The sequence below is a fragment of the Thauera sp. 63 genome, from assembly GCF_000310165.2.
GTDB lineage: Bacteria > Pseudomonadota > Gammaproteobacteria > Burkholderiales > Rhodocyclaceae > Thauera > Thauera humireducens.
Window position 1 is genome coordinate 134,779 of sequence record NZ_AMXC01000005.1, and the last position, 22,918, is coordinate 157,696.

A 22,918-nucleotide genomic window follows, 5' to 3' on the forward strand; every position below is an offset into this window, starting at 1 on the left:
ATCCGCCTGCCTTCGCATCTCCCGGGCTGCCGAAGCGGCCCCATCGAATCCGTCCTCAGCCTGCCTTGCCGTCGACCCGCGCCCGCAGCAGGAAGGGCGTGTAGCGCCACAGGTAGAGCAGGAAGCCGAGCGACCACACGGTGGCTGCAGCGTGGATGCCGCCGACCGCCGCGGCCGGAATCGCCACTACCGTCAGCACCCGGATCAGCACCGCCAGTTGCACCAGCACGTAAGCCGCCGTCTCGATCGACCCGGCCACCAGCATCCGGCCGGTGTGGCCGAGCGCCGTGCGCGTGATCATGCCGATGATCAGCCCGCCGGTGGCGCCGATGGCGAGCGCGTGGATGCCGGCCGTGCGGGGCAGCACGCCGAGCTGGGCGAGGCCGATCAGCGCGAGGCCGATCGGGATCCAGATGTAGGACAGGTGCAGAATCCACAACAGCGACACCTTGCGCGTCGCCCAAGGGTTCCAGCCGCCCACCCGCACCGCCTGCAGCAGCGCGGCGATGATCGACACCGGCGCCGCCCAGGCGCCCGCGCCGGTTGCCCACAGCAGCAGCGCGACGCCGGTGGCGATGGCGGCGGCCCAGTCGACCCGCTTGTCGCGCCATTGCTTGATGCCGCGAATGCTGTTGGCGGTAAACATCGGGATGACGCGGCCACCGATGACGGTCTCCAGCACCACGATCAGGCCCAGCGCGAGATGCATCGCCATCAGCGGATCGGCGTCGATGACCTGCAGCACCGCGAGGTGGAACACCAGGTTCGCCAGCGCCAGCAGGCCGGGCAGCACGCCGACGAAGTAGTTGCGCTTGCTCTTGGCCTTGACCAGCACGCGCAGCAGCAGCACTGCCGCGACCGGCAGGAAGGCGATGTCGATCACCGCCACCCATGCGCCGCTACCGAAGGCCATCGCCAGCCGTCCGGCCAGCCATAGCCCGGCCAGCAGCGCCAGCGGCGCGCCCGAGGGCGTATCCAGCCCGGTCCAGTTGCGGCCGGCGGTGAACAGGAAGCCGATGATGACCGCGGCCGCGAAGCCGAAGATCATCTCGTGCGCGTGCCACCACATGCCGGGGATGGGCAGTTGCAGCCCGCCGGAGAAGGCGACCGCCCACACCGGGATGGCGATGACGGCGAGCGCCGCCGCCAGCAGGTAGAAGGGCCGGAAGGCCAGGGCCCACAGCGAGAAGGTATCGGGGGGGATGCGTTTGGTGGTCGGTTCTTCGAGGGGAATCAGTGCCATGTTGCGCGTTCTCTATTGGGGGTGTTGCGGGGACACTCCACCACGGGGTTCAGTGGCTGGTGCCTTCTTCGCGTGTGATCTTGTTCCACACGTTGTACTTGCCCACCGGCTTTCTCATCGGCAGGCGCTTGACCTCTTCCAGCGTCTGGGCGTCATAGACGATGACGGCGCCCTCATCCTCCCACAGGCTGGCCAGCGCGTAGCGGCCGTCGCGGGTGAACTCGACGTGGGCCAGCGTCTTGCCGGGCTCGCCTACGATCTCGCGCACCACCTCGAGCGTCTGCTTGTCGATGACCTGCAGGATGTGCTTGGCCTGCGGACTCATCATCGAATCGACGAAGGCGTAGCGGCTGTTGGCGTGGCTGCGCAGGAAGAAGCCGGGGCCGCGCGTCGGGATGCGCTTGATGACCTCCCAGGTCTTCATGTCGATGACCGTGACCTCGCCCGCCTTGAGGTTTGTGCTGGCCATCACGGTGCGCGGCTTGCCGCCGGCGTCCGTCCGGGTGTCCGTCCACTCCCAGGTGATGCCCGACCCCAGATGCGGCATGCCGTCCAGCGGCAGGTTGGCGATCCTGCGCCGGATGTCGAGGTTCACCACCTGCCCCACACCCTCGCGCGAGGCGCCCATCAGCTCGGCGTAGTCCTGGGTGAAGAAGAAGTCGTCCAGCACCTCGTCGAGGATCGTGCGGCGCGGGTTCAGGTAGCCGGGGATGAAGCTGCCCTCCTTCTGCGCATAATCGTGGATGAAACCGGTGGGAATGTCCTCGACCGCCTTGGTGTAGCTGATCTCCCACACCTCGGGCACATCCTTCAGCGCCGCAATGAAGGACTGGCGCGGCGTGGCGTCGTACACCGCCGACACGCGCGAGCTCTTCTTGCCATCGCGGTCGGTCGCGGCGAGGGTCTTGACCAGATTGAGGTCGCCGTCGAGCAGCACCAGGCTGTTAGGCAGGTAGTTGGCGACCGCGACATGCTTGCCATCGGGCGAGGCAGCGACGTTGCGGGTATTGATGCCCGCCCTCACCTCGGCCACCACCTTCAGGTTCCACAGGTCGAACTTGGTGATCCAGCCGTCGCGCGAGCCGAAGAACACATAGCGCCCATTGGCGGCGAACTTGGGCCCGCCGTGGAGCGCGAAACGCGACTGGAAGCGGTGGATGGGCTCGAGCTTGTCGCCGTCGAGCACGCTGACGTGGTGGTCGCCGCCCTCGACGACGAGGAAGAGGTTCATCGGGTCGGCGTCGAATACCGGCGTGTCGGACAGCGTGGCCGGATCGACGTGCTGGATGCGCGAGGCCCGGATGTCGTCGTCGGTCCAGCGCGGCGGCGGCTCGACCGGGCTGTAGATCCAGTCGACCAGCGCGGCGATCTCGTCCTTGCCCAGTTGCGCGCCGAAGGCCGGCATCTGCGTGGCGGTGCGGCCTTCGGCCACCACTTTCAGCGCCTCGGGCTTGCGCAGGCGCGCGAGGTTGTCCGGCAGCAGCGCCGGACCCATGCCGCCGAGCCGGTCGGCCGCATGGCAGCTGGCGCAGTGCTGGGCGTAGTTCGCGGCGACCTTCGCCACGCCGTCGTCCGCCGCTTGGGCGCGGGTGGCCGTCGCAGCGCCCGCCACGGCCAGGGCCAGGCCGGCGAACACGAAGGCATGGCGGATCATCTTCGCCGCCGCTTCCCCCTGGGACGAAAACGTCCCCTCGGGACGCAGCGCAGCCGCAGCGCGGGGAGCACCGGTACCTTGTCTCATGCCGACACCTTGGCGATGCGCACCCAGGGGGTGGTGACGACGCGCTCGCCGCCTTCATAGTCGGCCGCGGTGACGCCGATCTCCTCGTCATCCAGATAGCATCCGGGGTCTTCCGCCCACGGATTGCCGGTGACCTGCGAGGCGCGCACGCGCGAACTGCCGTTGCAGATGTCCAGGTACTTGCACGCGCCGCAACGCCCTTCGAGCGTGCGCGGGTGCTGCTTGAGCCCGGCCAGCAGCGGGTTGTCGAGGTCGTTCCAGATGTCGCCGAAGGCTCGCTTGCGCACGTCGCCCAGGGGTACGTGCCACCACATGGTGTCCGGGTGCACGATGCCCAGGTTGTCGATGTTGGCGACATTGACGCCGCTGGCGTTGCCGCCCCACTGGCGCAGCTTGGCCTCGATGTGCGCGGCACGCTCGGGGAAGCGGCGCTGCACCCACTGCAGCAGGAAGGGACCGTCGGCGTCGTTGTTGCCGGTGACGAAGTCCTTCTCGATGCCGCGCCGATGCAGGTCGAGGCAGGTCTCGAACAGCAGCTCCATCGCCTCGCGCGTGGTGCGGTGGCGCGCGTCGCCTGCGCGGTTCTTGTTGCCGCGCCCTGCATAGTTGAGGTGCGAGAAGTAGAACTTGTCGATGCCCTCGTCCTCCACCAGCTTCAGCAGCGCCGGCAGGTCGTGGGCATTGCCCTCGGTCATCGTGTAGCGCACGCCCACCTTGATGCCGCGCGCCAGGCACAGGCGGATGCCCTGCATCGAGGCATCGAAGGCGCCCTGCTTGCGGCGGAAGCGGTCATGCGTGGCACCGATGCCGTCGAGGCTGACGCCGACGTAGTCGAAGCCGATCTCGTCGATGGCATTGATGTTGGATTCGTCGATCAGCGTGCCGTTGGACGACAGCGCGACGTAGAAGCCCATCGCCTTGGCACGGCGGGCGATGTCGAAGAGGTCGGGCCGCAGCAGCGGCTCCCCGCCCGACAGGATCAGCACCGGAACTCGTGCCGCCTTCAGGTCGTCCATGACCTTGAACACCTCGCCGGTGTTCAGTTCGCCGGGAAAGTCCTTGTCGGCCGAGATTGAATAACAGTGCTCGCAAGTCAGGTTGCAACGCCGGATCAGGTTCCAGATGACGACGGGGCCCGGCGGGTTGCGGCGCGGGCCGGCAGGCGTGGGCTGGTCGAGTTCGCGGACGAAGTGGGCGATGCGGAACATGGGGGCTCTCCAGAGTGCAGCTCATTAGAGCCGAGCCGGAGGGCGGTAAAAATGACACGGGTCAAGGGACAAGGCGAAACGACGGCCGTGCGCGATACCGAGGCGAGAAGGGACCCGCACACCGTGGCGGCCGGACCCGCGGCTTTCAGACCGCAGGCCCGGCGTATGAGCGTCGTCGCTGGCCAGCGACTCCGAAGCTCAGAAGCTATGCCGTAGCCCCACGTTCACGGCCCGCTGATAGCCATCCCCGCCCGCGACTCCACCGGTCATCGCATCACCGATGGAGGCGTACAGGCCGCTATCCTTGGCGGCATTGTTGTTCGTGATGTCCGCATACACGGCGTAGAGGGCGGTGCGCTTGGAAAGCGCATGCTCGTAACCGAGTGCCCACTGACTGGCCTTGGCATCCGCTCCGCCGGCAGCAACCTCGGTCTGGCGCTGCACGTAGGAAGCCCGCACGGTGCCGGCGGCCCCCACTGGTACGGTCAGCCCGAGAAACCACTGCTTGCTGTCCTTACCGCTCAGCGCTGCGGAATCAGGGCTGAAATCAACGGTGCTGGCCCGCCGGACGCCGTAGGATGCAGCGAGCTTGGCGACACCGAAGTCATAGCTGCCGGCAAGGTCATACACGCGAACTGTCTCACCGTCATGCAGGCCGGTCGATTTGGCACGCATCTCCTGGAGGTTGATCCCGACGAAGATCGGTCCATTCGAGTACTGTGGGACAATCGACCACGCGCGAACATCGCCCACGTCGCCCTCTCCACGATTGTTCGGCGACTCGTCGGCGTAGTTGGCGTTCTGCGTATAGGCCGCCGAAACCGAGAAGCCACCGAGGGTCGGAGAGACGTAGGTCACGGCATTGTCCCAGCGGTACTCGGTCAGGTAGACGCTGTTGTACTGCCCGGCAGTACCGCTGCCGAAGGGGTCGACCGTGGCCGTCAACAGATAGCCGGCCGGATACTGGCGCCCGAGCGCGACGGTGCCGAAACCGCCGCTCAGGCTGACATAGGACTGCCGCCCGAAGAGCCGCCCGCCCTGGCCCGCTGTGCCTGAATCCAGATTGATCCCTTGTTCGAGCACGAAGCCGGCCTTGAAGCCGTTGCCCAGATCCTCCGTACCCTTGAAGCCGAGACGGCTGCCCGCGCTCATGCCGGAATCAAGCGCCGACCGACTGGATACCCGGTCCTCGATGTTGTCACCCGACCATTTGTAGCCCATATCGACGAGCCCGTAGATCGTGACGTTGGACTGCGCCAAGGCCGGCAGGGCGGCCAAACCTGCAAGGGCCAGGGCGATCAAGTTCTTCTGCATCTGCATCTCCATTTGCTTCGGTTAAGACCATGCAATCCGGCCCCTCGCAGCGACCGGAACCCGAAGACGAGAATAAGCAGCACAGGTAAATGGCAGGCGCAGAAGTGTTAATGCCAGCGACGCATTTGTTAATGCAAGGGGAGCGGCGTTAATCCACGTCGGTCCATAAGGCATTGTCGATCGAGCAACGCCGCACTGGAAACGCTCGCTGAAGTTGACGATAATTCCAAACGCATTTCGCGTACCCTGTGCGCCTACATGCGCTCCTGCTGAACCTGAAAGGGACGACCCGTCGCCCCGTTCTGCTGACACTTCATACACCGTGCCCCGAGACACGATCCCCGTGACCCGTATCACGGCGAACGGCGGGACTCCTGGTCTATGCTTCGCCCAACTTGCGCAACCTGCCTCACCGCACGCGGGACATGCTTGCCAGTCCATCTTTCAGGCCACATGATGGCGACATGGCGCCCCGTCACGCGGCGCCACATCGCGTTCCGTGGCCAGTGAATGCGTCGGAAGCGTGCATATGACACAACCGGATTATCGTTTTTTACATTTTTGTGCTTTTAAACGCTTTAATTCGGAGAGGTCGCCCTATCAATGCGAGCCAACGCCATGACGACTCCCAAATCGCACGACGACCGTTTCATCTCGATTCCGGAACTCTCCGACGAAACCTGGGAGTTGCTGATGGAAATCTGCGAGCTGACTCCGGGCCTCAGGGAGTCCGACATCGAGTCTTCGCCGGTGCGGCGTGCCGTCGAAGAACGTCCGAACGGCTACCTGTCGCACTGAGAGGGGCCTGCTCTCAATCGTTTGCGCAGCATCGTCTTCCGGCCGCGGCGTGCGGCCGAGCGGGCCGAAGAGACAGGCCCGATCGATAGCCCAACCGCCGTCAACCGGCGATTCGAAGTCCCGTTTTCTTGAGAATGCCGGCGGAGAACAGAACGTCCCGCCCCTTGCAGGCTCCGCGAAACTCGCGTTCGAGCAGCAGCGCAATCTCCTCTACCCGCACCAGCGCAGCCTCCCTCGACGCTGCATGCACCATCGCGAACAGGTTGTACGGCCAGTCCGGCAAGTGTCGCGGCCGGCGGTAGCAGTGGGTGACGAAGTCCAGCGCCCCTACGCGTTCGCCGACAGCATCGATCATGGCGTCGTCGATGTTCCACACGCTCATCCCGTTGGCGGTGTACCCGATCGCGTAGTGGTTGGGCACGGCGCCGATTCGGCGGATGCGTCCGCTCTCCAGCATCTGCGCCAGCCGCTCACGCACCGCCTCCTCGCTGCAGCCCAACTGCTCGGCAACGGCGGCATACGGCCGGGGTACCAGCGGCAAGCCGTCCTGGGTGGCCAGCACGATGCGCCGGTCGAGTTCGTCGAGTCCGATGGGGTCCGGTGCAGGGCTTGTCATCATGCCTCCAGTTTCATCTCGACGAAGTACTCCCTTTCCTTGGGAAAGAGATGGACCGGCAGCCCGGTCGCCGCCTCGATGCGCCGTGACACCTCGGCGATGCCTTCCGGACGTTCGGTCGCAAGCACGAACCACATATTGAGACCGTGTTCGCGGCGGTAGTTGTGCGCCACCTCGGGGAAGGCGTTCACCGCCTCCACCACCGCCCCCCAGACGGCCTCGGGCACTGCCATGGCCGCAAGGCAGAAGGCGCCGCCCATGCGTTCGATCTGGAACATCGGGCCGAAGCGTGTCAGCACCCGGTCGCGCAGCATGGCCTGCACCCGCGCGATCACTTCGGCTTCGTCGAGGCCGACTGCAGCCGCGACATCGGCGAAAGGCGTTCCGGTCAGCGGGAAATCGCCCTGCAGCGCGTTGATCAGCTTGCGGTCGATCGCATCGGGCTCGCGCGTGGCGGCAACGCCGCGACGGCTGGCCGCGGGTGCCGCAACGCCCGGCATGGATGGCTCAGACATGGGCGCCCTCCTTTGCCGACAGATAGCGCGCGCCGGTCTGCTTGAAGCGCCGGCAGCTGAACAGCACGTCATGTGGCGCGGCGTCCAGCCCTAGACGGGCCGCGATCTCGCCGCGCGCCGCCAGGACGTCGTCGCGTGCGCTGCCGTGGATCATGCAGAACAGGTTGTAAGGCCAGTCGGGCAGCACCCGGCGCCGGCGGTAGCACAGCGTCACCGCAGGCTCGCGCGCCAGCAGGCGACCCAGTTCGCTGACCCGGTCATCCGGGATGTCCCACACGCACATCGCGTTGGCCTCCAGCCCCAGTTCGTGGTGGCGGACCACCACACCGAGGCGCCGGATCAGCCCTTCGTCCTGCCAGCGCTGGAGCAGCTCGATCGCCATGGCCTCGGTCAGGCCCGCCTGCTCACCCAGCGCCGCATACGGACGCGGCACAAGCGGCAGGCCCGCCTGCAGCACGGTGATCAGATCGCGTTCGAGCACGGGCAGCGCACAGGCCGCGCCTTGCGTCGTGGCGGTGGGACGCGGCTCTACGCTGCGGTGGCAGGCTGCGCGCCGTCCGCCCTGATCCGTGCCGAGATCGAAGCCGAGATCGATGTGGAATTCCTCTTCGAGCGGCAGCACGATCACCGCGCAGCCGGTGTCGCGCTCGATGCCGGCGACGACGTCCTGCAGATGGCTTTCGGACGCCGCAGTCACCACGAACCACAGGTTGAAGCGGTGCTCGCGCTGGTAGTTGTGGTTGATCGCGGGTTCGCCGCTGACACGGGCTGCGATCTCCTCGAGCCGCTCCGGCGGCGCCGCCAGGGCGGCGAGCGCGCTCGCCCCCAGCCTGCGCGGGGCGAACACGGCACCGACCCGGCTCACCAGACCCTCGTCGATCAGGCGGCGGTAGGCCGCGATCACCTGCGCTTCGTCCAGCCCGACGGCCTCGCCGACGCGGGCGAATGGCTGCGGATCGAGCGGAAACCCGCGTTGCCATTCGTTGAGCAGGCGGAAATCGGTCGCATCGACCGCGCTCGGCAGCGTGACGGTGCGCGGCATCAGAACCCCGTGCGCGCGGCGCGCGTGGTGAAGAAGATGCCGCTCGGGCTGGCCGACTCGAAGCCGCCAACCTGCTGCTTGGTCGCGGTATCGTAGATGACGACCTTGTTGTCGTCGCGCGCCGACATCCAGACCTCGTATCCCTTGGACAGGAACTCCATGTGCAGGATGCCGCGGCCCGGCTGCAGCGTGTGCGTGACCTTGCCGCTGACCGTGTCGATGACCTGTACCCAGCCATTGTCCGGGAAGGCGAAGTTCACCCAGATCTCACGTCCGTCGGGCCTCGCCATGGCGAACACCGGCTGGCTCCTGACCGGGATGCGACCCACCTCCTGCCAGGTGTCGGTATCGACGACCAGCACCTCGTGGCGCCCGATGGCGGGCAGGTAGGCACGGCCGCCCGCCACCGACCAGCCGCGCAGGTGCGGCATCTTGTACACCGGCAGCGGCTCCTGGCCCTTGCCGTAGCCCGACAGGATCTTGCGGCTGCCCTGCTCCGGATTCCACAGGTCGAGCCGGGCCAGTCCATCCTCACCGAACAGGCCGGCGATGTAGTGGCGGCCATCGGGCGTCACCAGCGCGTCGTAGGGCTGGTTGCCGCCGGCGAAGCGCTGGGTCTGCGGGTTCGTCGGGTCGGAGAAGTCGGTGATCCAGATCTCACCCGCTTCGAACAGCGAATAGATGAAGCGCCTGCCCGACAGGTCGGCCAGGCCGACCACCTTCGAGCGGCGGCCATCCTCGGTGATCGCCGGCACCTCGGCGAGCAGTTCCAGCGTGTTGGCATCGAAGGCCTTCACGCCGCCCGGCGCGTAGTTCTGCGCGACGACGATGCGGCCGTCGTGCGAGATCGAGCCACCGATGGAATTACCCGCCTGCAGCACGCGGCCGACGATCTTCGCCTCGAGCAGGTCCACCTTCGTCAGCCCGCCGTCACGGCCGAACACGAAGGCGTAGCGGGCATCGCGCGAAAACACCACCGAGGCGTGCGAGAGGTCGCCCAGACCGTCGACGGTGGCGAGTACCGACCTTCCGCTCGTCTCGATGACCTTTACGCGCCCATCGGCGCGCTCGATGACGACGCCGAGGTCACCCGTCCCGCGGACGTGCGCCACCGGGCCGACACTGGAGCAGGCGGAGAGCAGCCATACGATGGCCGGCAGGATCACCGCCCAAAGGGCGGGCGGCGCCAGACGCACCTTGGTTTGCGAAGACATGGAAACTCCAGCTCGATGAGAAAAATCGGACGGCACAGGCTCGCAGCCCGGCGCGAATGATCAGCGTGAAGCCGGCAAGCCGGTGTCCGGCGGGAAACCGCGCATCAACTGGTCCACGATCCACTCGGCTTCGGGCTCGCTGACGATGCCGCGGAACGGGGGCATCGGCGTGCCGGGCCGGCCGCTCACGACGGTCGCGACGAGGCCCTCGAAAGGCTTGTCGACCAGGGCGTCGGGCGTGAGTGCGGGACCCAGACCGCCGGCCAGGGTCAGGCCGTGACAGGAGCCGCAGTCCTGGCGGACGATATGGATCAGCTCACGGGCGCGCTGCGCTTCGGGTGCGACGGGCTTCGCCTCGGAGGCAGAAGCGAATGCGGCGACCAGCGCTGCGCCGAGGAAGACGGCGACGTGGGCTAGCAGGGGTGGGATCTTCATCGCACAATCCGTTAGCAGGTCAGTGCGTGACAGGATGGCGACAAGGGTCGGGCGATACCTTGACTCGCATCAACCCTGACGGGGCCGCGGTCTTGGTGCCCGCCCCCGGGTTCAGGGTTCCACGATGATGACGCCCCGCATCTCCGGGTGCGGACCGCAGCGATACTCGACACGGCCGGGCTGGTCGAACGTGCGTGACCAGCGCTCACCGGGAAAGAAGCGCTCGGACTCTTCACCCGTGGCATTGAAGAAGACCGAGTGACTGACGCGCTTCTCGCCATTGATCCAGGTCACGGTGTCGCCCGCCTTGATCGTCAGTTCGGCCGGCGTATAGGTGTATTGGACGATCTGGATCTCATGCTCGGCAGCCTGCACGCCGCCTGCGAACAGCGACGTGACGAACAGGCCGGCGCACAGGCCGCGTGTGATGCGCTTCGTGTTCATGATCCTCTCCCGTAGCCGCCTCCGGCTTCCGGTGCGCGCAAGCTGCGCCCGGCACGCCGACGCGGCGTGATTGCCGCACAAGGCATGACGGGAACCCGCGCCCCCGCGTGGGTCCCCGTCATCGGTCAGGTGCGCGACCGCAAGGCCGCGCAAGCACTTCAAGGTCCCTGCAACCTTACTGCTTCGCCGCCGTGATGTCGGCCTGGGCGTCGATGCCCAGCTTGTAGCCCAGCGAGACATGGTGGAATCGGCCCGCTGCGCTGTCGTCGTGGATGGCGAAGCCGAAGTTGTAGGTCTTGCCCGCTTCCAGCGCCACGTCGCCCTGCCCGCCGGCCAGCTTGCGGGTGAACACCACCGTCCAGTTGTCGCCGTCCTGCTTGCCTTCGGCGCTGACCAGCGCGGTGCCGCCTTCCATCACGCGCGACTCGGCCACGTGGCCATCGAAGCCCTTCTTCTCGCCGCTGCGCCACTGATACAGGTCGTAGAACTTGCCTTCGGCCAGCGACGCGCCCTTGACGTACTTGGTCTTGGTGTCGGCTGCGCCCGGCATGGTGCGCGAATCCTGGTGGCAGGTCGCCCAGCAGCCGGCCTGGTCGGCGAGCTCGACCTTGCCGCCGGACTCGAGCATGAAGGCGATCTTGACCGGGTTCTTGTCGTCCATCTTGGCGGCGCCCGAGGCCGCAGGCTGCTTCCACGAGAAGCGCAGGTAGAGGTTGGCACCGTCGTGCGCAGCCTGCACCTTCACCGGAATGAAGGCCGCCTTGCCGGCGATCGGACTGGGTTCGATCTTCTGGCCGCTGGCCATCTTCTTGCCCATGTCCGCTGCCTCTTCGTGGTGGCAGTCGGCACAGGTCTCGCCCTTCTTCAGCGCGCGGGCGCCGCCGTGCTCGGTGCCCTTCTGGATCCACTCCAGCGGCGACACGCCTGGGTAGAACAAGGTGATGTCCTTGGCCGCAACCTTGCTCCAGTCGGCCGGCGCGGCCGCCAGGGCCGAACCGGCAGCGAAGGCGAGAACGGTACCGACGGCACCTGCAATCATTGTTTTCTTCATGGTCGATTCCTCACTGTGGATGGGTCGAGCACGCGTCGCGCCACGGCGCGTCACATCTCGTCTTCCTCGGTCATGCCCTGGGGCTTGTGATGCGCGATGCCCTTGTGGCAGTCGATGCAGGTCATCTTGTCCTCGATGGCCATCTCGTGCTGCTTGCGTGCGCGCTGCTTCTGCATCTCGGGCTTCATGCTCTCGAAGCTGTGGCAGTTGCGGCATTCACGCGAATCGGCTGCCTTCATGCGCGCCCATTCGCTGCGTGCGAGCGTCAGGCGCTTGGCCTCGAACTTCTCCGGCGTATCGATGGAGCCGGTCAGCTTGCCCCACACCTCGCGCGAGGCCTGGACCTTGCGGATCATCTTGTGCGTCCAGTCCTTGGGCACGTGGCAGTCGGGACAGGTGGCGCGCACACCGGTGCGGTTGTTGTAGTGGATGGTTTCCTTGTACTCCTTGTAAACATTGACCTCCATCTCGTGGCACGAGATGCAGAACGTCTCGGTGTTGGTGGCCTCCAGCACGGTGTTGAAACCGCCCCAGAAAAGCACGCCAAGCAGGATGCCGACAGACAAAAGGCCACCCAGCGAATACTTCGTGGAAGGCCGGCGCAGGCGGGCCATGAGGCCGCCGGAATCTTGTTGTTTGGAGCTGTCTCGATCTGTCATGGGAGTCCCCTCGTGCCCCCGCGCCGAGGCGCGGGGGTCCGGGTCAATGATCGGCTAGGCGATCAATAGACGTCGTGCATCGTGTTGTAGACGTTGAACTTGCCGGTCGGGGTCACGATCGACGGATCGGTGATGACCTTCTTCAGCTTCAGCGTCTTGTCGTCGTAGATCACGATGGCCGACTGGTCCGTCTTGCCGCCCCACAGCGAGATCCACACTTCGTCGCCCGCCTCGTTGTACTCGGGCTGGACGGCACGACGGATCGCCTTGCTTTCCGGCAGACCGGAATCCTTGGCGACGTCGATGCGCACCGGTTCCTTCGACAGGTCGGCCTTGTCGAACACGAACACCGACTCGGCGATCTCACGCTCGGGGTTCATCGGCGCATCGGCCCAGAAGTTCTTGGACTTCGGATGCGTCTTGACGAACAGGTTGCCCGCGCCCGGCATCTTCAGTTCCTGGACGACCTTCCAGTTGTGCTCCTTGTACTTGGAGAACTTGGCGTCGTCGGACGGCGTGGAGATCAGGGACACGACGGCATCGCCGAGGTGGCCGGTCGACCACACGGGACCGAACTGCGGATGGACGAAGTTGGCGCCGCGACCCGGGTGCGGGATCTTGGCGGTGTCGACCAGGGCGGCCAGCTTGCCGGTCTTGGTATCGACTGCGGCAACCTTGTTCGACGCGTTGGCCGCGACCATGAAGTAGCGCCCCGAGGCATCCCAGCCGCCGTCATGCAGGAACTTGGCGGACTCGATGGTGGTGGTCTTCAGGTTCTTGATGTCGCTGTAGTCCACCAGCAGGATCATGCCGGTTTCCTTGACGTTGACCACCCACTCCGGCTTGGTCAGCGAGGCCACGATGGAGGCTACGCGCGGCTCCGGGTGATACTCGCCGTCGACGGTCTGGCCACGGGTCGAGACGACCTTGATCGGCTCGAGCGTCTCGCCGTCCATGATCGAGTACTGGGGCGGCCAGTAGGTGCCACCGATCAGGTACTTGTCTTCGAAGCCCTTGAACTTGGAGGTATCGACCGAACGGGCATCCGAACCCAGGCGCACGGTGGCGACGGTGGTCGGCTCCTCGTAGTACATGTCGATGATGGTGGTCAGGCCATCGCGACCGACGGTGTAGACGTAGCGACCCGAGGCCGACAGGCGCGAGATGTGCACCGCGTAACCGGTGTCGAGGACCTTCCAGATCTTGTGGGTGTCGCCATCGACCAGGGCCAGCTTGCCCGCGTCGCGCAGCGTGATCGCGAACACGTTCTTCAGGTTGACCTTGTTCATCTGCTTGGTCGGACGCTGGTCGACCGGAACGAGCAGCTTCCAGCTGTCCTTCATGTCCTTGAGCGAGAACTCGGGCGGGATCGGCGGCTCATTCTGGATGTAGCGCGCCATCAGGTTGATCTCTTCCTTGGTCAGGATGTCGTCGTAGTTGACCATGCCGCCTTCGGTGCCGTAGGCGATGATCTTCTCGAGACGATCGGTACCCAGCTTGAGGGTGCCGCCTTCCATCTTGGTGCCGTCGGCCAGCGTCTTCTCCCAGTGCGGCTCGAGGTTCTTGCCGGTGGCGCCCTTGCGCAGCACGCCGTGGCAGCCGGCACAGCGTTCGAAGTAGATCTGTTTCGCCTTGGCCATCTCGTCGGGCGTCAGCTGCGGCGCGGTCTGCGCCCAGGCACTGCCAAGCGCCATCGGCAGAATTGCCAGCGCCAGGGTTTTGCCGATCCAACTCTTGTTTTGCATTTCCCTCTCCTTAAGCATCACGGGACGTGGAACAACACAGCGGCGCCAGTATTCGTTTGCAAGGGGCTTGCAATCCTTGATTTGAGTTAATTTTCCCCACGGCTTGTGGGGATACAGTTCCGTCACCCGATCAGCACCCCCAAATTGCTGATTGAATAAGGAAAAGACGATATTCGGGAAGCCGGCGTACGCCACCCATCCCGGATTCTCCTGGACATGCCGGAGCCGCCCATGTACGCAGCCACCCTCGATCAAACGGCCACCCTGAAATCCGTTGAGGCCGGCCCGGCCCGACAGGCCAGAGGCACGACGGTCTCTCAGAAAAACAACAGCGGCAGCGCCCCCAAGGAACGAAGCGTCGTCGCGGACCGCCGGGCGGGCTGTGTGTTCCTGGTGGGCGCCGGCCCTGGCGATCCGGACCTGCTGACGCTGAAGGCCGCACGCTTGATCGCATCGGCAGAAGTGGTCGTCTACGACCATCTGGTCGGCAAGGCGGTGCTGGAGCTGATTCCGGCCTCGGCCCGCCGCGTGTATGCGGGCAAGGAAGCCGGCAATCACGCCCTCCCCCAGCACGAGATCAACCAGCTGCTGGTCGATCTGGCGAGCGAAGGCCTGCGCGTGGTGCGCCTGAAGGGCGGCGATCCGTTCATCTTCGGCCGCGGCGGAGAGGAGATGCAGGCCTTGCAGGCCGCCGGCCTGCACTGCGAGGTGGTGCCCGGCATCACCGCTGCAGCGGGCGCGGGCGCGACCACCGGCATCCCCCTCACCCATCGGGAACACGCCCAGACCCTGGTGTTCGCCACCGGCCACCTCAAGGACGACACCGTCGACCTCGACTGGGATGCACTGGCGCGCCCGAACCAGACCGTCGTGATCTACATGGGGCTGGGCGCGCTCGACATCATCTGCCGCGAACTCGTCGCCCACGGCCTACCCGCCGACACGCCCGCCGCCGTCATTCACGGGGCCACGACACCCGAGCAGCGGGGCGTCTCCAGCCCCCTGGGCGAGCTACCGACAGCGGTGCGCGAGGCGGGCCTGCGCCCGCCCGCGCTGATCATGATCGGCAATGTCGTCAGCGTGGGTGACGCCACCGTGCAGGCGGCCTGTGCGCTGGCAGCGCACGGTGGCAACTAGCCGACGCGCGGCCGAAACCCCGAAAGCCCCCGGACAGTCGAGCCGCCCGCCACGCATCGCGATTCCAGCGCGGCGGGCGGCGCGAACACGCCATGACAAGGCTGATCCCGCGCAATAGCTGCACGCGTGCCATGGGTATAATTTGTCGTCCATACCCAAGCTTCCGCGGATGCCGCCCATGGCCGAAGAGAACCAGTTTTTCCGTCCCGTACGCGATTTCTGCCAGCGCAGCGTCATGACCTGCAGGGCGGATGATCCGCTGGTGTCGGCCGTGGCCATCATGCGCGAGCGCAACATCTCGAGCATGGTCGTACTCGAGGACGGCAGGCCGCATGGCATCTTCACCGACCGCGACCTGCGCAACAAGGTCGTGGCCCCCGGGCGCTCGCCGGTCGAGCTGAAGGTCGGCGACGTCATGCATTCGCCCCTTGCCACCATCGGCGAGGACGATGTGCTGTACGAGGCGCTGTACCGCATGTCGCGCCTGAAGATCCACCGTCTGGTGGTGGTCGACGACGCGGGCGCGCTGTCCGGCATCATCACCGACACCGACATCCTGCGCCTGCAGGCGCACTCGCCGCACCAGCTCGTGCTCGACATCGAGAAGGCCGGCTCGATCGACGACCTGCGCACGCTGCACAGCCGCATCCAGGCGCTGGTGCTGCACCTGTCGGGCACCGGCATCCCGATCCGCGACATGGTCAAGCTCATCGCCAACCTCAACGACCAGGTGCTCATCCGCCTCATCGCGCTGCTGCGCGCCGACAAGTACGCCGACCTCACCGACGACTTCGCCTTCGTCGTCATGGGCAGCGAGGGCCGTGGGGAGCAGACCCTGTCCACCGACCAGGACAACGCGATCATCTACGCCGACACGCTGGGCGCGGACGAGATCGCCCGGCTCGAGGCGTTCTCGCACGAGCTCATCGAGGCCCTGATCTCGATCGGCGTACCGCCCTGCCCCGGCGGCATCATGGCGAAGAATCCGCCGTGGCGCCGCAGCCTGTCGGGCTGGAAGATGGAGCTCAACCGCTGGCTGTCGACGCCCACGCCCGACAACGTGATGACCGGCAGCATGTTCATGGACCTGCGCGCGCTGTATGGCCGCAGCGACCTCGTCCGGGCGCTCAAGGAGCACGCGTTCGCCACCCTGAGCGAGGACCAGGGCTTCCTGATGCGCATGGCGCAGAACATGACCAACTTCCTGCCCCCGCTGGGCTGGTTCGGCAAGGTCAAGCTGGAGAAGTCCGGCCCGCACCGGGGTCGGCTCGACATCAAGAAGGCGGGCATCTTCGCCATCACCGACGGCGTGAAGGCGCTGGCGATCGAGGCCCATGCGCTGGACGGCACCACCCACGATCGCATCGAGGCGCTGACGGCAGCGGGCGTCATCAAGCCCGAGGACGCCAACAACCTGCTCGCCAGCTTCGACTTCCTCGTCATGACCCGGCTGCGCGGCCATGTCGAGGCGCTACGCGCCGGCGAAACGCCGACCAACTACGTGTCGATGGACATGCTCAACGTGATGCAGCAGGGCGAATTGCGGCTGGCGCTGGAGCAGGTGACGAAGTTCCAGGGCTTCATCAAGCACCACTTCCGCCTGCACCTGCTGCGCAACTGACCCCGCCACTGCGCCGCGGTCAGACAGACGGTCCCTCGTCCTTCACCACAGTGCGCGCAATGCGCACCGCGGTGGGCCGGGGAACGATCGGCCGCCCCGCGGCCTCGACGGTGGCGCGCGTGAAGGCAGCGCCGAACAACAGGATCAGCGAGGAGTAGTTCACCCACATCAGCAGCAGTACCAGCGAGCCCGCGGCGCCATAGGTGGAGGCGGTCGCCGTGGTCGACAGGTACAGCGCGATCAGCGCGCGCCCCAGCGCAAACAGCAGCGCGGTGACCAGCGCGCCGAGCCAGACGTCGCGCCAGCCCAGCACCACGTCGGGCAGCACGCGGAAGATGGTGGCGAACAGGAGCGTCACCACCACCAGCGACACCGCCCAGTCCATCCCCAGCAGCACGAAACCCGGCACCGGCAACCAGTCCTGGGCGAAGGTCACCAGCGCTCTCACCGCCACGCTCAGCATCAGCGACACCAGCAGCACGAAACCGATCGCGAGCACCACCGTCAGCGACAGCAGGCGAGTCTTGAGATAGAGCAGCACGCCGCTGCGGGTGGGACGCGGGGCCACGCTCCAGATGGCGTTCAGCGCCCCCTGCATCTGCGCGAACACCGTGGTCGCGCCAAACACCATGGCGCCGAAGCCGGCGATGGTGGGCAGCAGGCCACTGTGCTCGATGCGGCTGTTCTCCACCGCCGTCTGCACCGCCGCCGCCGCCCCCGCGCCGATGGCCGATTCGAGCTGCAGCGCGATCTCGCCCTGCGCCGCACGCTCGCCGAGCACCAGGCCGACGACGCTCACCGCCACGATCACCACCGGTGCCACCGAGAACACCGTGAAGAAGGCCAGCGCCGCGGCATGCACGAACACCTGCGCCTCCAGCCACACGCGCAGCGTCGTCCGCGCCACATTGATCCAGTACCGCATCCAGTCGCTCATGCATCCATTCCCGCAGATTGGAAGTCTGCCGTCATTAGGCCGGCGCAACCCCGGTCGCGCAAGCCTCGCACCATCGGTGCCCCGCGCGTCGCTTAGCAAATTCTTAGCATTCCCCGAGGCGCAATTTAGCAATCGGCAGCATCCGGATTCGCCACACTGGCATCGCTCGCCGGGATTGATCCCCGACGAAACGCAGCCAAGGAGCCGAATGCCATGAAGTCCCTCTTCCGTACCACGCTGTCCGCGATCACCGTCCTGCTCGGGGTTGGCAGCGCCCACGCCGACGACACCGCCATGATCGAACGGGGGCGTTACATCGCTCGCATCGCGGGCTGCAACGACTGTCACACTCCGGGCTACGCGATGAGCGGCGGCCAGGTGCCCGAACAGGCCTGGCTCACCGGCGATGCCGTCGGCTGGCGCGGCCCCTGGGGCACGACCTACCCGACCAACCTGCGTCTGCGCATGGCGGCCATGAGCGAGCAGCAGTGGGTCGACGCCGCGCGCACGCAGACGGCGCGCCCACCGATGCCCTGGTTCGCATTGCGCGACATGGCGGAGGATGACCTGCGTGCGCTGTACCGCTTCGTGCGCGCGCTCGGCCCGGCCGGACAGCCGGCGCCGGCCTACCTGCCACCGGGCCAGGAGCCGGCCGGCGTCGCCATTCTCTTTCCGGCGCCGCCGCCCGCCCGCTGAGCAGCGCGCCCGATGCGGTGCATGCGGCGACAGGCAGTCTTTCGGCTTTTCGGAGGGCCGTGCGGATGGCTATAGTGGCAGCACCATGGCTCAACCGCCGTCCCTCCTCGATGCCGAGCAGGCTGCCTTCATCTGCAGCGGCCTGTCGATCAGTGCTGCCGCCTGCCAGCCCGGCGCGCTGCCCAACCTCGCCCGCGCCACCGGCTGCCGGGTATCGGCGGACCGTCGCACGGTGACGCTGCTGCTTTCACGCCCCGCATCCGCCGCGCTGCTGCAGGACGTCGCCGGCACGGGCCGTGTCGCCGCGGTGTTCAGCGAGCCCGAAAGCCATCGCACCCTGCAGCTGAAGGGCACGGACGCGCGCGAGGTGGCCCTCGAGCCGGGCGACCCCGCGCGGGCGCAGCACCATGTCGACCGCTTCGTTGCCCGGCTCGAGCCACTGGGCTACCCGGTCGAGGTGGTGCGCACCCTGCTCGCCTGCGCACCCGAGGCACTCACCGCACTGGCGTTCACGCCCAGCAGCGGCAGCTTCCAGACGCCCGGCCCGGAAGCCGGGACCGCCTTGCGAGGCGCGCGATGAAGATCGCCCTCGACGCAATCCGCAACTGCCTTGACGGCGCCATTCCCGGCCAGATCGCCACGGTCGCGGCCGACGGTACGCCCAACGTCGCCTACCTGTCGCAGGTGCAGTACGTGGATGCCCGACATGTCGCGCTGTCGTGGCAGTTCTTCAACAGCACTCGCCGCAACATCCTCGACATCCCGTTCGCGCGCGTGGCCGTCATCGACCCAGTGACCGCGGCGCAGTACCGGCTCTCGCTGCAGTATCTGCGGACCGAGTCCGAAGGACCGCTGTTCGAGACGATGAAGGCCAAGCTCGCCGGCATCGCTTCGCACACCGGCATGGCCGGCGTGTTCAAGCTGCTGGGCGCCGACATCTACCGCGTATTGCGCATCGAGCGCGTGCCGGGCGCGACGCTGCCCGCCCCGCCCCCGCGCCGCAACCTGCTTGCCGCACTGCGCGCGAGCGCGGAACAACTGTGCCGCTGCACCGACCTCGAGGGCCTGCTCGGGCATACGCTCGACTGCCTGGAGCAGCGATTCGACATCCACCACGCGATGATCCTGATGCTGGACGCGGCGGTCGGCCGGCTCTACACCGTCGCCAGCCGCGGCTACGAGATCTCGGGCATCGGTTCGGAGATCGCGCTGGGCGACGGTGTGATCGGTGTCGCCGCGCGCGAGCGCACGCCGATCCGCATCGGCCACTTCGCGGCGGACTACAGCTACGGCCGCGCCATCCGCGACAGCCTCGCACGCGAAGGGCTGGTGTCGGCCGCGGGCGAGATCCCGCTGCCCGGCCTGCCGCGCTCGAGCAGCCAGCTCGCAGTGCCGATCCACGCCGGCCGGCTGCTGGTCGGCGTGCTCTACGTCGAGAGCCCGCTCGAGCAACGCTTCGGCTACGACGACGAGGACGCCCTGGTGGCGCTTGCCGGCGGTCTGGGCGGCGCGATCCAGCTGCTGCAGCAGCTTGCCGCGGACGACACCGGCCGGCCCGGCGCCCCGGAGCAGGCTTCGGGCGACGGCGCAGACACCGCGGGCCGGGCGCTGACGGTGCGCCACTATGCGGAGAACGACAGCATCTTCCTCGACGACGACTACCTCATCAAGGGCGTGGCCGGGGCGATCCTGTGGACCCTGCTGCACGACTACACGCAGCAGGGGCGGACCCACTTCACGAACCGCGAACTGCGTCTCGACCCGCGCATCCGCCTGCCGGACCTCAGCGACAACCTCGAGGCGCGACTGATCCTGCTGTCGCGTCGCCTGCAGGAGAAGAGCGCCCCGATCCGCATCGACAAGCCCGCCCGCGGCTGCCTTCGGCTCGGGGTCGATCGCCCCGTCGAGCTCGTCGACATCCTCGCCCCGCGCTGACCGGGGCCGATGCGCGATACGCGCGTGCGTCCCCGGCACTGCGGTAAACTCGCGCGCGTCCATTCAATCCAACCGGAGCCCACGATGAGCCTGCTGGCACAACTGAAGAAAGATTCCCTGCTCGCACGCAAGGCGGCCGACAGCATTCGCGCCACGCTGCTGAGCACCCTGATCGCCGAAGCCGAGATGGTCGGCAAGAACGCCGGCAACCGCGAAAGCACCGATGACGAAGTGCAGCAGACCATCCGCAAGTTCCTGAAAAACAACCAGGAAGCGCTGAGCGTCATCAAGGACGCCGACCGCCGCGCGGCACTGGAGCAGGAGTCCGCGATCCTCACCGCCTACCTGCCGCCGATGGCGACCGAGGACGAGGTGAAGGCCTTCATCGCCGACACCGTCGCCGGCCTGGCCGAGCGCGGTCCCAAGCAGATGGGCGTGGTGATGGGCGCACTCAAGGCCAAGTACGGCAACGGCTTCGATGCCAAGCAGGCCAACGCCTGGGTCAAGGCCGCGCTGGGCTGAGACCCTTACGGGCGGGCTCGTCGCCCGCCTCGCGGCGGAGCCCGCGTCGCGCCGGGCAGGCCGAGGATCAGGTGGGCGCTGCACCCAAGGCCGCGCGCCGCGCAAAGCTCGCCCGGACTTCAGTGCAGCGCAGCGTAGATCTGTTCGGCCAGCTTGCGGCTGACACCGTCGACGCGGCACAGGTCTTCCACCGTGGCGTCGCGCACGCCGTCCAGTCCGCCGAAGGCGGCGAGCAGACTCCGCCGGCGTGAGGGACCGACGCCCGGGATGTCCTCCAGTTTCGAGCCCACCCGTGCCTTGCCGCGCTTGGCGCGGTGGCCGGTGATGGCGAAACGGTGGGCCTCGTCGCGGATCTCCACGATCAGGTGCAGCGCGGCCGATTCGCCGCCGAGCGCCAGCCCTTCGCGGCCGTCGGGGAAGATCAGCGTCTCCAGTCCTGCCTTGCGCCCCTCGCCTTTCGCCACGCCCACCATCGCCACCGACTCGAGGCCGACCTCGGCCAGGATCGCGCGTGCGGCGCTCACCTGCCCCTTGCCACCGTCGATCAGGATCAGGTCGGGGCACACGCCTTCGCCCGCCGCCACCTTGCCGTAACGGCGTTCCAGCGCCTGGCGCATCGCCGCGAAGTCGTCACCCGGGGTGATGCCGCTGATGTTGTAGCGGCGATACTCGGCACGCTTCATCGCGCCCGCCTCACACACCACGCAGGACGCCACCGTGGCCTCGCCCATGGTGTGGCTGATGTCGAAGCACTCGATGCGCTGCGGCGCCTCGTCCATGCCGAGCGCCTCGCGCAGGGCGTCGAGGCGCTGCTCGATGCGGCCGGTATCGCGTGCGCGGGCCTGGATGGCGAGGCGGGCGTTCTTCTCCGCCATCTCCATCCAGGCCTTCTCGGCGGCAAAGCGCGGCGATACCACGCCCGGCGGGCGATCGGTGATCTCGGCCAATGTCTCCTTGACCGCCTCCGGCGCCAGATTCACCAGGATGCGCGCCGGGATCGGGTGCTGGCTGTAGTGCTGCTCGACAAAGGCGAGCAGGCTGTCTGCCGCACCGGAAACCGCCGCGCCGCTGGGGAACTGCGGACGGTCGCCGAGGTGGCGGCCGCCACGCACCATGGCGATGTTCACGCAGGTCATACCGTCTTCCTCGATCGCGGCAAGCACATCGACGTCTTCGTCCTTGCGGCTGTCTACGAACTGCTTGTGCAGCACCGCCTGCAACACGCGCACCTGGTCGCGGCAGGCGGCGGCCTCCTCGAAGGCCAGGCGGTCGGCGGCGGCCTGCATGCGCGTGCTGAGATCATCGATGACTTCGTTGGCCTGGCCGTCGAGGAAGCGCGTGGCGAGCTTTACGTCGGCCGCGTAGGCCTGGGGTTCGATGAGGCCGACGCAGGGCGCGGTGCAGCGCTTGATCTGATGCAGCAGGCAGGGACGCGAGCGGTTGGCGAAGACGGTATTCTCGCAAGTGCGCAGCTGGAAGGTCTTCTGCAGCAGGTGAATGCTCTCGCGCACCGCCCAGGCGTTCGGGAAGGGGCCGAAGTAGCGCGCGCCCTTGGTGAAGGCGCCGCGGTGGTAGGCGAGACGCGGGTACTCGTCGGCGGAGAGTTCGATGTAGGGGTAGGTCTTGTCGTCGCGGAAGAGGATGTTGTAGCGCGGCGCCAGGCTCTTGATGAGGTTGTTCTCGAGGATCAGGGCCTCGGCCTCGGAGCGGGTGGCGGTGATGTCGACGCGCTGGACCTGCGCGACCATCATGGCGATGCGCGGGCTGGAGACGGTCTTCTGGAAGTAACTGGAGACGCGGCGTTTGAGGTTCTTGGCCTTGCCGACGTAGAGCACCTTGTCGTCGGCGCCGATCATGCGATAGACGCCGGGTTCCTCGGTGAGGGTGCGGAGGAAGGGCTTGGGGTCGAAGGCGCTAACAGGCGTCGGATCGGTCATGGGGGGCGTGTTGAACGGGGCTAGAAACCATCGGTGACCTGAAGCGGATGCGGCGTGCTCCTTCCATGGTCTGCGGAACTCGCTCGCGCTGCTCGCTCAGACAGTCCT

Annotated in this window: 22 protein-coding genes; 7 read left to right on the forward strand and 15 right to left on the reverse strand. The window is 67.0% G+C overall.

What is annotated here, in order from left to right:
• Positions 1-55 precede the first annotated feature (55 nt).
• The 4 genes from C664_RS06805 to C664_RS06820 form a co-directional block, all read right to left on the reverse strand.
• On the reverse strand, positions 56-1,243 hold the full coding sequence (locus tag C664_RS06805) for an NnrS family protein (protein WP_004255862.1): 1,188 nt from the start codon (positions 1,241-1,243) through the stop codon (positions 56-58).
• 49 nt (positions 1,244-1,292) lie between these two features.
• Entirely contained in the window at positions 1,293-2,897 is a 1,605-nt protein-coding gene (locus C664_RS06810; protein ID WP_004255864.1) for a nitrite reductase, read from the reverse strand.
• A gap of 83 nt (positions 2,898-2,980) precedes the next feature.
• Positions 2,981-4,192 carry a heme d1 biosynthesis radical SAM protein NirJ gene (gene nirJ / locus C664_RS06815; RefSeq protein ID WP_004255867.1) on the reverse strand — a complete coding sequence of 404 codons (1,212 nt, stop codon included), beginning with the start codon at positions 4,190-4,192 and terminating at the stop codon, positions 2,981-2,983.
• A gap of 198 nt (positions 4,193-4,390) precedes the next feature.
• Entirely contained in the window at positions 4,391-5,506 is a 1,116-nt protein-coding gene (locus tag C664_RS06820) for a porin (protein ID WP_038011182.1), read from the reverse strand.
• Positions 5,507-6,124: 618 nt separating this feature from the next.
• Between C664_RS06820 and C664_RS06825 the strand changes: the two genes are divergently transcribed.
• Positions 6,125-6,304 (forward strand): hypothetical protein, encoded by a 180-nt coding sequence (locus C664_RS06825; protein WP_038011131.1) that lies wholly within the window; start codon positions 6,125-6,127, stop codon positions 6,302-6,304.
• A 100-nt stretch (positions 6,305-6,404) separates the two neighbouring features.
• Here the strand turns inward: C664_RS06825 and ahbB (C664_RS06830) are convergent, their stop codons facing one another.
• The 9 genes from ahbB (C664_RS06830) to C664_RS06870 all read right to left on the reverse strand — a co-directional run bounded on the left by ahbB (C664_RS06830) (position 6,405) and on the right by C664_RS06870 (position 14,025).
• Positions 6,405-6,923 carry a siroheme decarboxylase subunit beta gene (gene ahbB, locus C664_RS06830; RefSeq protein ID WP_004255873.1) on the reverse strand — a complete coding sequence of 173 codons (519 nt, stop codon included), beginning with the start codon at positions 6,921-6,923 and terminating at the stop codon, positions 6,405-6,407.
• Positions 6,920-7,435, reverse strand: a complete 516-nt coding sequence (locus C664_RS06835) for an Lrp/AsnC family transcriptional regulator (protein ID WP_038011133.1) — start codon at positions 7,433-7,435, stop codon at positions 6,920-6,922. Before C664_RS06835 ends, ahbB (C664_RS06830) begins: the two co-directional genes overlap by 4 nt.
• Positions 7,428-8,477 (reverse strand): siroheme decarboxylase subunit beta, encoded by a 1,050-nt coding sequence (gene ahbB, locus C664_RS06840; protein WP_004255877.1) that lies wholly within the window; start codon positions 8,475-8,477, stop codon positions 7,428-7,430. Before ahbB (C664_RS06840) ends, C664_RS06835 begins: the two co-directional genes overlap by 8 nt.
• Entirely contained in the window at positions 8,477-9,691 is a 1,215-nt protein-coding gene (locus tag C664_RS06845; protein WP_004255878.1) for a cytochrome D1 domain-containing protein, read from the reverse strand. Before C664_RS06845 ends, ahbB (C664_RS06840) begins: the two co-directional genes overlap by 1 nt.
• A 60-nt stretch (positions 9,692-9,751) precedes the next feature.
• Complete coding sequence (locus C664_RS06850) at positions 9,752-10,126, reverse strand: c-type cytochrome (protein WP_004255880.1); 375 nt, start codon at positions 10,124-10,126, stop codon at positions 9,752-9,754.
• A 111-nt stretch (positions 10,127-10,237) separates the two neighbouring features.
• Entirely contained in the window at positions 10,238-10,570 is a 333-nt protein-coding gene (locus C664_RS06855) for a cupredoxin domain-containing protein (protein ID WP_004255882.1), read from the reverse strand.
• A 175-nt stretch (positions 10,571-10,745) separates the two neighbouring features.
• Positions 10,746-11,621: an ethylbenzene dehydrogenase-related protein gene (locus C664_RS06860; RefSeq protein WP_038011135.1), complete on the reverse strand. Its 876-nt coding sequence runs from the start codon at positions 11,619-11,621 to the stop codon at positions 10,746-10,748.
• Between the two features lie 50 nt (positions 11,622-11,671).
• The gene (locus tag C664_RS06865; protein WP_004255888.1) at positions 11,672-12,235 is read right to left on the reverse strand and encodes a NapC/NirT family cytochrome c; all 564 of its coding nucleotides are present in this window, start codon (positions 12,233-12,235) and stop codon (positions 11,672-11,674) included.
• A gap of 107 nt (positions 12,236-12,342) precedes the next feature.
• The gene (locus tag C664_RS06870) at positions 12,343-14,025 is read right to left on the reverse strand and encodes a nitrite reductase (protein WP_004255893.1); all 1,683 of its coding nucleotides are present in this window, start codon (positions 14,023-14,025) and stop codon (positions 12,343-12,345) included.
• 231 nt (positions 14,026-14,256) lie between these two features.
• Between C664_RS06870 and cobA the strand changes: the two genes are divergently transcribed.
• Both cobA and C664_RS06880 read left to right on the forward strand, forming a co-directional pair.
• The gene (gene cobA, locus C664_RS06875; protein ID WP_004255897.1) at positions 14,257-15,162 is read left to right on the forward strand and encodes a uroporphyrinogen-III C-methyltransferase; all 906 of its coding nucleotides are present in this window, start codon (positions 14,257-14,259) and stop codon (positions 15,160-15,162) included.
• Between the two features lie 178 nt (positions 15,163-15,340).
• Positions 15,341-16,783 carry a putative nucleotidyltransferase substrate binding domain-containing protein gene (locus C664_RS06880; protein ID WP_004255900.1) on the forward strand — a complete coding sequence of 481 codons (1,443 nt, stop codon included), beginning with the start codon at positions 15,341-15,343 and terminating at the stop codon, positions 16,781-16,783.
• A 19-nt stretch (positions 16,784-16,802) separates the two neighbouring features.
• Here the strand turns inward: C664_RS06880 and C664_RS06885 are convergent, their stop codons facing one another.
• Positions 16,803-17,720: a YihY/virulence factor BrkB family protein gene (locus tag C664_RS06885; protein ID WP_004255902.1), complete on the reverse strand. Its 918-nt coding sequence runs from the start codon at positions 17,718-17,720 to the stop codon at positions 16,803-16,805.
• 213 nt (positions 17,721-17,933) lie between these two features.
• On the opposite strand from C664_RS06885, the gene C664_RS06890 reads away from it, so the two are divergent.
• The 4 genes from C664_RS06890 to C664_RS06905 all read left to right on the forward strand — a co-directional run bounded on the left by C664_RS06890 (position 17,934) and on the right by C664_RS06905 (position 20,873).
• Complete coding sequence (locus tag C664_RS06890; RefSeq protein WP_004255905.1) at positions 17,934-18,416, forward strand: hypothetical protein; 483 nt, start codon at positions 17,934-17,936, stop codon at positions 18,414-18,416.
• 85 nt (positions 18,417-18,501) lie between these two features.
• Complete coding sequence (locus C664_RS06895; protein WP_004255909.1) at positions 18,502-18,996, forward strand: hypothetical protein; 495 nt, start codon at positions 18,502-18,504, stop codon at positions 18,994-18,996.
• The gene (locus C664_RS06900; RefSeq protein ID WP_004255912.1) at positions 18,993-20,351 is read left to right on the forward strand and encodes a GAF domain-containing protein; all 1,359 of its coding nucleotides are present in this window, start codon (positions 18,993-18,995) and stop codon (positions 20,349-20,351) included. The genes C664_RS06895 and C664_RS06900 overlap by 4 nt, the downstream gene beginning before the upstream one ends.
• A gap of 84 nt (positions 20,352-20,435) precedes the next feature.
• Positions 20,436-20,873, forward strand: coding sequence for a GatB/YqeY domain-containing protein (locus C664_RS06905; RefSeq protein WP_004255914.1), 438 nt, complete (start codon positions 20,436-20,438; stop codon positions 20,871-20,873).
• A 119-nt stretch (positions 20,874-20,992) separates the two neighbouring features.
• Here C664_RS06905 and uvrC read toward each other — a convergent pair whose 3' ends face one another.
• Complete coding sequence (gene uvrC / locus C664_RS06910) at positions 20,993-22,810, reverse strand: excinuclease ABC subunit UvrC (RefSeq protein WP_004255916.1); 1,818 nt, start codon at positions 22,808-22,810, stop codon at positions 20,993-20,995.
• Positions 22,811-22,918 lie beyond the last annotated feature (108 nt).

Coding starts and splice junctions, on each gene's coding strand:
- C664_RS06805 (WP_004255862.1), bottom strand. CDS start 1,243: ATGGCACTGATTCCCCTCGAAGAACCGACCACCAAACGCATCCCCCCC.
- C664_RS06810 (WP_004255864.1), bottom strand. CDS start 2,897: ATGATCCGCCATGCCTTCGTGTTCGCCGGCCTGGCCCTGGCCGTGGCG.
- nirJ (WP_004255867.1), bottom strand. CDS start 4,192: ATGTTCCGCATCGCCCACTTCGTCCGCGAACTCGACCAGCCCACGCCT.
- C664_RS06820 (WP_038011182.1), bottom strand. CDS start 5,506: ATGCAGAAGAACTTGATCGCCCTGGCCCTTGCAGGTTTGGCCGCCCTG.
- C664_RS06825 (WP_038011131.1), top strand. CDS start 6,125: ATGACGACTCCCAAATCGCACGACGACCGTTTCATCTCGATTCCGGAA.
- ahbB (WP_004255873.1), bottom strand. CDS start 6,923: ATGATGACAAGCCCTGCACCGGACCCCATCGGACTCGACGAACTCGAC.
- C664_RS06835 (WP_038011133.1), bottom strand. CDS start 7,435: ATGTCTGAGCCATCCATGCCGGGCGTTGCGGCACCCGCGGCCAGCCGT.
- ahbB (WP_004255877.1), bottom strand. CDS start 8,477: ATGCCGCGCACCGTCACGCTGCCGAGCGCGGTCGATGCGACCGATTTC.
- C664_RS06845 (WP_004255878.1), bottom strand. CDS start 9,691: ATGTCTTCGCAAACCAAGGTGCGTCTGGCGCCGCCCGCCCTTTGGGCG.
- C664_RS06850 (WP_004255880.1), bottom strand. CDS start 10,126: ATGAAGATCCCACCCCTGCTAGCCCACGTCGCCGTCTTCCTCGGCGCA.
- C664_RS06855 (WP_004255882.1), bottom strand. CDS start 10,570: ATGAACACGAAGCGCATCACACGCGGCCTGTGCGCCGGCCTGTTCGTC.
- C664_RS06860 (WP_038011135.1), bottom strand. CDS start 11,621: ATGAAGAAAACAATGATTGCAGGTGCCGTCGGTACCGTTCTCGCCTTC.
- C664_RS06865 (WP_004255888.1), bottom strand. CDS start 12,235: ATGGCCCGCCTGCGCCGGCCTTCCACGAAGTATTCGCTGGGTGGCCTT.
- C664_RS06870 (WP_004255893.1), bottom strand. CDS start 14,025: ATGCAAAACAAGAGTTGGATCGGCAAAACCCTGGCGCTGGCAATTCTG.
- cobA (WP_004255897.1), top strand. CDS start 14,257: ATGTACGCAGCCACCCTCGATCAAACGGCCACCCTGAAATCCGTTGAG.
- C664_RS06880 (WP_004255900.1), top strand. CDS start 15,341: ATGGCCGAAGAGAACCAGTTTTTCCGTCCCGTACGCGATTTCTGCCAG.
- C664_RS06885 (WP_004255902.1), bottom strand. CDS start 17,720: ATGAGCGACTGGATGCGGTACTGGATCAATGTGGCGCGGACGACGCTG.
- C664_RS06890 (WP_004255905.1), top strand. CDS start 17,934: ATGAAGTCCCTCTTCCGTACCACGCTGTCCGCGATCACCGTCCTGCTC.
- C664_RS06895 (WP_004255909.1), top strand. CDS start 18,502: ATGGCTCAACCGCCGTCCCTCCTCGATGCCGAGCAGGCTGCCTTCATC.
- C664_RS06900 (WP_004255912.1), top strand. CDS start 18,993: ATGAAGATCGCCCTCGACGCAATCCGCAACTGCCTTGACGGCGCCATT.
- C664_RS06905 (WP_004255914.1), top strand. CDS start 20,436: ATGAGCCTGCTGGCACAACTGAAGAAAGATTCCCTGCTCGCACGCAAG.
- uvrC (WP_004255916.1), bottom strand. CDS start 22,810: ATGACCGATCCGACGCCTGTTAGCGCCTTCGACCCCAAGCCCTTCCTC.